The following is an 8,197-nucleotide window of genomic DNA, read 5'->3' on the forward strand; positions in this document are numbered from 1 at the left end:
AAATCTTTCAGCTGGCTAGAGGAAAGCAAGCCAGACTGCTGCAGCCACTTGGCTAGCTGAGGCGCTACCTTGCCGATTGTTGCGCTCAACTGATTGACCGCTGTGGTCAGAGTCGGCACGACGATGGAGACAATCCCCGTCATAATGAGAGCTAAAATCAGCACCTCCAAAACCAAGGCCAAACCGCGCTGCAACTTTTGTGGGACTCGGCATTTATCCAAGAAGTCTTCCAGCTTTTTCATCGGGACATTAAAGATAAAGGCTAGGACTCCACCCAGTATAATAGGCGAAAAAACCGAAGTCAGACTCTGCAGGCCAGACCAGATATTTCCAATGTAGAGAACCAGAGCCAGAGCAAGCGCCGCAAAGACGATGAGTTTATAGGATTCATTGATTTTTTTCATAAGACTTCCTTTACAGTTTTGTCATTTCCTTATTTTATCATAATTTTCAAGGCCTTTCGAGCAGGAGGAAACATGGGTCAGTCAACTTTGCCATCACTCTTAAATTTTTAAAAATCTTGAAGATAGAGAACCCCAGCTCCTATGGATAGAAAGCCTGCAAATATAGCTAGAAAAGGAATAAAGCCCATGATAGAGGCGCAGAATAGAAGCTCATGACTCGTCTTATTGACTCTTGGGTCGTTGCTATAGTGATACATTCCGACGATAGAAAGTCCCAAAAGCAGCCAGCTGGTCAATATAACCATATCACCCCAGCCAGGGTTTTCGATTAGTTTAGGAACCAAATAAATAATTTCCCAGTGCCATCTATTTAAAGAAGCGTAAATGATCAGAAGGCCTCCTAAAATGCCAACAATTCCATTTATCCATAGCAATTTGTTTGATTTCATAAGCATCTCACTCTTTCTTTTTTAAATTAGTATACCGACACACTTACTAATCTGTCAACTATTATAAAATAAACAGTGTCTCATCTGATAAATCCGTTTTCATTCAAATTATCTTATGATACAATAAACTCATGCACAAGAAAACAGTTATTGATTTTAAAGAACTGGGTCGGCGCTTGATTTTCAGCCAGCCCATCAAAGAGCTCAAAACACGCGAGTTGGCCGAAGTCAGAGCGATTCTGCAAGAGGTTGAGGACTGGCAGAAAAAGGGATTTTATGCAGTCGGCTATGTCAGCTACGAAGCTGCTCCCGCTTTTGAGGAAAAACTACAGGTCCACAAAGCCCCTCTTCTGGGCGAGTACCTGATTTACTTTACCATTCATGATAGGGCCGATGAAGCACCATTCCCTTTGGCTTACGACGAGGTAGAAATGCCGGCGCAATGGCAGAGCCTAACGACCGAGCAAGAGTATGAAAAGGCCATCAGAACCATTCACCATCATATCCGTCAAGGCGATACCTATCAGGTCAACTACACCCTGCAGCTAGGCGCAGAGCTTAATCTACAGGACAGCTGGGCTATTTACAATCGTCTGGTCGTCGAGCAAAATGCCGCCTACAATGCCTATGTAGAGCACGATAATCAGGCAATCTTATCCATCAGTCCTGAGCTCTTTTTCGAGGAGCATCGAGGTGAGCTGACAACACGGCCGATGAAAGGCACTACCAATCGCGGTCTGACAGTCACTGCAGACTTGGAGCAGGCGGACTGGCTGCGCCAGGATCCTAAAAACCGAGCGGAAAATATGATGATCGTTGATCTGCTTCGCAACGACATGAACCGCATTTCAGAGATTGGCAGCGAGCGAGTCGAGCAGCTGTGTCAGGTCGAGCAGTATTCCACTGTCTGGCAAATGACCTCCACCATCAAGAGCCAGCTGCGACCTGAGATTGGCTTAGGAGAAATTTTTGATGCGCTCTTTCCGTGTGGCTCTATCACAGGCGCTCCAAAGATTTCGACTATGGCTATCATCAAGGCGACAGAAAAAGCAGCTCGCGGTGTCTACTGCGGCACTGTTGGTATCTGCCTGCCAGACCAGAGGCGGATTTTCAATGTGGCCATCCGCACCATTCAGCTTGAGGCTGGCAAGGCGATTTACGGTGTCGGTGGCGGCATCACTTGGGATAGCACATGGGAAGCCGAGTACATCGAAACCCAGCAAAAATCTGCCGTCCTCTATCGGAAAAATCCCCAGTTTGACCTGATTACGACAGGGAAGATTGAGCAAGGCAGCCTGATCTTCCAAGACCAACATCTGAAGCGTTTACAGGAAGCCGCCCGTTACTTTGCTTATCCATTTGATGAGGGAAAACTGAAGGCAGAGTTGAACCAAAGTCTAGCAGAACTGGATCCAAGTACGGACTACCGCCTGCGGATCTCCATCGCCAAATCTGGAAAAGTCACCTGCCAGCTAGAAAAGCTACAAGCACTCCCAGAAACTTTCTGCAAGGCTATTCTCGTCCCACAAAATGCCAACTTACAGCAGCCTTTCACCTATTTCAAAACCAGCTATCGGCCACATTTAGACCTAGGCCAGCAGGAACAGATTTACCACAATGCCCAAGGTCAGTTGCTGGAAAGCTCCATCGGTAACCTAGTCCTCCAGCTGGATGGTCACCTCTACACGCCACCAGTCGAGCTAGGCCTTTTAAATGGCATCTACCGCCAGCATCTCTTGGCAACAGGTCAGGCCACAGAAAAAATCCTCAGCCTAGACGACTTGAAATCAGCAGAAAGAATCTACGCCTGCAACGCACTGAGAGGCCTTTATGAATTGGAAATAGATAATTGAGGCTGGGACAAAAGTCCTAGCCTCTCAATTGTCTTTGGATTGTCGAGCAAGACGCAATAGTTGAGTGGGCTCTACTAGGCTTATTTCATCAGCTTTTACAGCCCTACTCAACTGTGCGGAGGTGGGACGACGAAATCGAATTCTAACGAATTACCGATTTCTGTCCCACTCTCTTTTCTATAGGCCTCAGTCCGCTTAAACAAGAATTATAATTTCTATTTCAAGATTTTAGAAATATTTTAGAAATGCTTGATGAATACTTAATAAGTGTCCGATATACTGGATAGTGAGGAAAGGATTTCCAAGAATAAATCAAAAAGGAGAAGTAAAACCATGGAAAATATTTTAGTTTTACAAGGGGTCAGCAAAAAGTTCGGCCAGCAGCAAGCTCTGAGCGATGTCAACCTGACCATCAAAAAAGGAGATATCTACGGTCTCATCGGTAAAAACGGGGCTGGTAAAACCACTCTGATCAAAATCATGACCCAGCTGATGCATGCCAGCAACGGAACCGTGTCTCTCTTTGGTTCCAGCAATCAGGCCGAATGGACACAAGCCCTCAAGCGGGTCGGCTCGGTCATTGAAACGCCCGTTGCCCACAACCACTTGACCGCCTACGAAAATCTCAGCTACTACTGCAAACTGCGCCAGATTCCTAATGCCGATAAGGCCATCCGAGAAACACTCAACTATGTAGACCTAACGGACACTGGCAAAAAGAAATTTCGTGACTTCTCCCTCGGGATGAAGCAACGCTTGGGCATCGCTATCGCCCTCCTATCCAAGCCAGATCTGATGATTTTAGATGAGCCTATCAACGGACTAGATCCTGTCGGCATCAAGGAATTTCGTCAGCTTGTCCAAAAGCTCAATGAAGAGCTGGGCATGACCTTTGTTATCTCCAGTCATATCCTATCCGAGCTCTATCTAGTCGCTACGCGCTTTGGCATCATCGACCAAGGTCATATGATCAAGGAAATTTCCAAGGCTGAATTTGAAGAGCAAAGCGAAGATTATATCGTCTTGAAAACGGATCATTTGGAGGAAGCCAGCCAGCTGCTCCAAGATCAATTAGGCTACCGCATCAAGGTGGTCAATGCTCTCAATGAAATCCATGTCTTTACCCATTCGCACAACATCAACAATATCGTAAAAGAGCTAGCCACAGCTGACTTAGTCATTCAAGAAATCTACTATGCACGGCAAAATCTAGAAAATTTCTTTACAGATTTACTTGATCAAAACCAGGGAGGTCTATCATGATTCAAACCATTCGCGCTGACTTTTACCGTCTCTTCCACTCCAAGGGCTTTTGGATCACTGAGCTCGTTTTACTAGCCAATATCCTGCTCGGCGTCCTCTATAAGGTTACCAGCAGATTTGGAACATCCATTGAGACGGATGGACAAAACGTCGCTCAGCAAGCACCAGTAAAAATGACGGGTATCAATGCTCTTGCCCATTTCTCTGGAAATTCTGACAATGTTATATTTTTCACTCTCATTGTCGTCTGCCTCTTATTAGGTGTGGACTTGTCCCGTAAGCTTTATAAAAACAGCCTTGCTCACGGTATTTCACGGACAGAGTTCTTCCTATCTAAAACTTTGGTCTCCTTTGTTGTCGCCATCTTCCAATTCATCCTCTTGCTAGGCATCTCCTTCATCATCGCTAGCTCTATCAATGGAATTGGGACAGTTCCGACAGGCTTCTTTGGCCAATTTTTCATAACTATTCTCGTCCAGCTCATGATAACCATAGCTTGGATTGGCATCGTGTCTTTCGTCCTCTATCTCAGTCATTCTATTGCCGCGGTCTTTATTACCTATTTTGTCGGAAGCGCCCTGCTCGCCTTTCCAGTCTTACTCTATCCCCATATAGAGTTGTTCCGCTATTTAACCTTACGATTTGGAATAGAGTTGGCTGCGGATCCTGCAGTTGTTTTGCAAGCTAGCTTGGTAGCGATTGGCATAGCAGTCTTCTTCCTAGGCAACAGCCTCCTCATTTTCAAGAAAAAAGATCTCTAAAAGCAAAGAATCAGCTAATCTTCTGACTAGCTGATTCTTTTTTATAAGGCCACAATCAGTTCAAACCAATCGTCCTCTGCTTGCATGCTCAAATCACCACCTAAGATTTCGACCAACTGCTGGGTGATATAAAGCCCCAGACCAGAGGATTCCTCACTGCTGGAGAGATTTTCAGAATAAAAACGATTGGTTAGTTTATCCAGATGCAAAATGGGCTTCTGAACCTTATTTTTGACCTGGAAAATGACCTTTTGCCCTTCATTTTTCAGACTGATGCTGGCTGCTTCTCGGCCATGTTTGAGGACATTGCTGAGCATGTTCTGGACGATTCGATCAAAGATATCACTGTCCGTTTCCAGAAGCAGATTTTCAGACAAAGCCACCTCTAAATCAATCCCTGCTCGCTGAAAGGCATCATAGTAGGCAAAGAGTTGCTGAGTGACCAGCTGGGATAGATCTACTCGCTGCAACTTCGGTCGAATGGCTCCTTCCATCAACCGACGGTATTCCATCAAAGCCTCCAAGCGTCTGGATACCATACTTAGATTATCTGCAATCTTTTGCAGTTGCTGATCCATCTGCTCCTTATCAGCGTCTTTGAGTAGCTGTTGGGTATAGCCACTAGCAATGGTCAGCGGTGTTCGGATATCGTGGGCAATATTGCTGATGGCCATGTCTAAGGTTTTCTTTTCCTGCTGGGTCACAAAGGACATCTTATCAATTTCCTGAAAAAGCTGCTCCACCTCGTCAGTCAGAGCCACCAGACTCGGAGATTGATCTCTCAAAGTCAAGCGAACCTGACTTCCTGTACGACGTTTGTCACGGATCTGGCTGGTCAGACTACGAATCGTCAGATGATAGCGAACCAGCATGATTGACAAGAAGAGTATAAGCACAAAGGCTAAAATCAACCACATAGCTAATCCTCCTTGAGCCGCACACCCAGACCCCAAATGGTCTCGATATAGTCTGTCGAATTATCCAGCTGGGCTAATTTCTTACGAAGATTGCTGAGATGGGCATTGAGCGTATTATCGCCTGGCAGATAGGTCTCCTCCCAGACCGACTCATACAGCTCCTCCTTGGTAAAAATCTTTTTAGGATGAGCCAGCAAGGTCTGGAAAATCTGAAATTCCTTTTTCCCCAGCCGCATGGACTGGTCCCCAGAAGCAATTTCAAAGGTATCTGGCAGAAGGCGAATGTTTTTGATCAAGGTCTCCCCAGCAGGCTTAGACTGGGCCTGCTGACTGCCTCGCAGTTGGACAGTGACACGCGCTGCCACTTCGTCTAGATTAAAGGGCTTGACGATATAATCATTGGCACCTGCAAGGAGATACTGGCTAATGAGGTGTTTGTCACCAAGAGCTGTCATCATGATGACCGGTACCTGACTCTGCAAACGGATTTCCTCAAGGACCTGATCCCCATTTTTCCCAGGAAGCATGATATCGAGAAGGACCAAATCAATGCTTTCTTGCTGGAAGAGTCGCAGCCCTTCTGTACCTGAAAAAGCCTGAAGCACCTCATGGTCTTCGCTTAAGAGACTATACAAAATTTCTTGGATATCATTATTATCCTCAATTAATAAGATACGTGCCACTTGCCTCACTCCTCTTTTCTATGCTTACGAAATCATTTCTATTCCCCTAGCCTATCAAATAAAGGGACCTTCGTCAATGAAAATCTGATAAAATCCTATAGTCCCCAGGTAGATCTGCATGGTAGGTCATCACAAGATGAACTTGACTATCCTTTCTTTCAAATGGTATAATAGGACCGATGACACAATAGGGAGAATCATCTATGAAAAAAAATGCCAAAACTCAAATCAGCCTTGTATCCATTCTCGTCATCCTGGGCGTTGGTGCAAGAATGATGCGAGTCATCCACCGCCAGCAAATTAGGGAGCAAAACAGACAAACCGTCCAAACGGCTAAAAAGGTTTCAGAGTTTCAGAAAACACTAGACGAAGAAGAAACGAAGAAACGGAATGAAACCTTCAACAAGATTTTTAATGATTCCCTAATTCAGAAAAATTTTGAAAATTGGCAAAAAGTCGATGAACTTCATGGTTTGGGACAAAGAACTGGGCAATTTTATATCTATAACTTTGAAAAAAAAGAAGAGATACTCTTAGAGAATACAGATCAAGCATTTGTTCTACCCATTCGGGACAAGAGTGATAACGTCACATTTCAGGCTATCTTTGCCCACAAGGACGGTCAGTGGCACATCATGAAACCAGACGGAAGTTCACAGTTGCAACTAGGAGAAGCCAACATTTCCGCTGAATCTAAGTTTGTCATCGAAAACAATGTCTTAGACTACGACCAGTAAATCAATAAGGACTTGCCTTAATGACATACAAAAAGCTTAGGACCCCAGCTTGCAGTTGGGATTCTAAGCTTTTTAGTTTGCTGTCAGAGAGTCATCCAGAAGTTGGCGAAGCTCTACAGGAGACGTTTATTTAACAGAGGCCCCATTGGTCGCAATGACTTCTTTGTACCAATAGAAGGATTTCTTGCGCGAACGGGCTAGAGTTCCTTTTCCTTCATTGTCCCGATCGACATAGATAAAGCCATAGCGCTTCTTCATTTCTCCTGTTCCGGCAGAGACCAGGTCAATACAACCCCAAGTCGTATAGCCCCAGAGGACGATGCCGTCTTCATGGATGGCATCTCGCATAGCCTTGATGTGGGCAGCCAGGTAGTCAATCCGATAATCATCCTCGATTTCCCCCGCTTCATTAGGTGTATCCACTGCCCCTAATCCATTTTCCACGATAAACATAGGCTTTTGATAACGATCCCAGATGGTATTGAGGGTAATGCGGAGACCAAGAGGGTCAATCTGCCAACCCCATTCTGAGCTTTCTAAGTAGGGATTCTTCAGAGAAGCAAAGATATTGCCCGCTGTTTTCTCCCTTTCAGCTGGATCGCCTGAAGCGACCCGACTGGCATAGTAGGAGAAGGAAATAAAGTCCACCGTATAGTCTTTCAACAATTGAAGGTCCTGCTCGGTCATCTCAACCGTGATTCCCTGACGTTCCCACTCTTTTTTAGCATAATTAGGGTATTCCCCACGCGCCTGCACATCGATAAAGAAATAGTTCTTGCGGTCTTCTTCTAGACCCGCCCAAACATCTCGTGGAGCACAAGTATGTGGGTAGTTTTGCCCTGCTGCCAGCATACAGCCGACCTTGTTGTTTGGATCAATCTCATGGGCAAGCTTGGTGGCAATGGCTGAAGCCACCAACTCATGGTGGGCTGCTTGGTATTTGACCTGCTCCTCATTCTCCCCTTCCTCGAAGCAGAGACCCGCTCCCATAAATGGCGCATGGAGGATCATATTGATTTCATTGAAGGTCAGCCAGTATTTGACCAAGCCCTTGTAGCGGGTAAAGAGAGTGCGACAGAGACGCTCGTAAAATTCCAGCATCTTACGGCTCCGCCAACCACCATATTGCT

At 45.6% G+C, this 8,197-nt stretch carries 8 protein-coding genes and 1 pseudogene; 4 read left to right on the forward strand and 5 right to left on the reverse strand.

Features of this window, described 5'->3' with window-relative positions; all coding sequences use genetic code 11:
* Positions 1-404 (reverse strand): annotated as a pseudogene (locus tag Q0191_RS03655) (AI-2E family transporter); the annotation flags it as partial.
* Between the two features lie 107 nt (positions 405-511).
* Positions 512-853, reverse strand: a complete 342-nt coding sequence (locus tag Q0191_RS03660) for an insulin activator factor (RefSeq protein WP_297663935.1) — start codon at positions 851-853, stop codon at positions 512-514.
* Positions 854-984: 131 nt separating this feature from the next.
* Between Q0191_RS03660 and pabB the strand changes: the two genes are divergently transcribed.
* The 3 genes from pabB (at position 985) to Q0191_RS03675 (ending at position 4,730) form a co-directional block, all read left to right on the forward strand.
* Positions 985-2,706 carry an aminodeoxychorismate synthase component I gene (gene pabB, locus Q0191_RS03665; protein WP_297663936.1) on the forward strand — a complete coding sequence of 574 codons (1,722 nt, stop codon included), beginning with the start codon at positions 985-987 and terminating at the stop codon, positions 2,704-2,706.
* 333 nt (positions 2,707-3,039) lie between these two features.
* On the forward strand, positions 3,040-3,969 hold the full coding sequence (locus Q0191_RS03670) for an ABC transporter ATP-binding protein (RefSeq protein ID WP_297663938.1): 930 nt from the start codon (positions 3,040-3,042) through the stop codon (positions 3,967-3,969).
* On the forward strand, positions 3,966-4,730 hold the full coding sequence (locus Q0191_RS03675) for a lantibiotic ABC transporter permease (RefSeq protein ID WP_297663940.1): 765 nt from the start codon (positions 3,966-3,968) through the stop codon (positions 4,728-4,730). Before Q0191_RS03670 ends, Q0191_RS03675 begins: the two co-directional genes overlap by 4 nt.
* A gap of 41 nt (positions 4,731-4,771) precedes the next feature.
* Here the strand turns inward: Q0191_RS03675 and Q0191_RS03680 are convergent, their stop codons facing one another.
* Positions 4,772-5,647 (reverse strand): sensor histidine kinase KdpD, encoded by an 876-nt coding sequence (locus Q0191_RS03680; protein ID WP_297663942.1) that lies wholly within the window; start codon positions 5,645-5,647, stop codon positions 4,772-4,774.
* A gap of 2 nt (positions 5,648-5,649) precedes the next feature.
* Entirely contained in the window at positions 5,650-6,330 is a 681-nt protein-coding gene (locus Q0191_RS03685; RefSeq protein ID WP_297663944.1) for a response regulator transcription factor, read from the reverse strand.
* 203 nt (positions 6,331-6,533) lie between these two features.
* Between Q0191_RS03685 and Q0191_RS03690 the strand changes: the two genes are divergently transcribed.
* Positions 6,534-7,067 carry a hypothetical protein gene (locus Q0191_RS03690; protein WP_125371206.1) on the forward strand — a complete coding sequence of 178 codons (534 nt, stop codon included), beginning with the start codon at positions 6,534-6,536 and terminating at the stop codon, positions 7,065-7,067.
* A gap of 126 nt (positions 7,068-7,193) precedes the next feature.
* Here Q0191_RS03690 and Q0191_RS03695 read toward each other — a convergent pair.
* The coding region (locus Q0191_RS03695) for a 6-phospho-beta-glucosidase (protein ID WP_297663947.1) at positions 7,194-8,197 on the reverse strand (1,004 nt) is incomplete at its 5' end.

The organism is uncultured Streptococcus sp., assembly GCF_938036805.1.
Taxonomy (GTDB): domain Bacteria; phylum Bacillota; class Bacilli; order Lactobacillales; family Streptococcaceae; genus Streptococcus.

What these genes read in the sequence shown, in the direction of transcription:
- pabB (WP_297663936.1), top strand. Translation starts at nt 985, where the DNA reads ATGCACAAGAAAACAGTTATTGATTTTAAAGAACTGGGTCGGCGCTTG.
- Q0191_RS03690 (WP_125371206.1), top strand. Translation starts at nt 6,534, where the DNA reads ATGAAAAAAAATGCCAAAACTCAAATCAGCCTTGTATCCATTCTCGTC.
- Q0191_RS03680 (WP_297663942.1), bottom strand. Translation starts at nt 5,647, where the DNA reads ATGTGGTTGATTTTAGCCTTTGTGCTTATACTCTTCTTGTCAATCATG.
- Q0191_RS03675 (WP_297663940.1), top strand. Translation starts at nt 3,966, where the DNA reads ATGATTCAAACCATTCGCGCTGACTTTTACCGTCTCTTCCACTCCAAG.
- Q0191_RS03660 (WP_297663935.1), bottom strand. Translation starts at nt 853, where the DNA reads ATGAAATCAAACAAATTGCTATGGATAAATGGAATTGTTGGCATTTTA.
- Q0191_RS03670 (WP_297663938.1), top strand. Translation starts at nt 3,040, where the DNA reads ATGGAAAATATTTTAGTTTTACAAGGGGTCAGCAAAAAGTTCGGCCAG.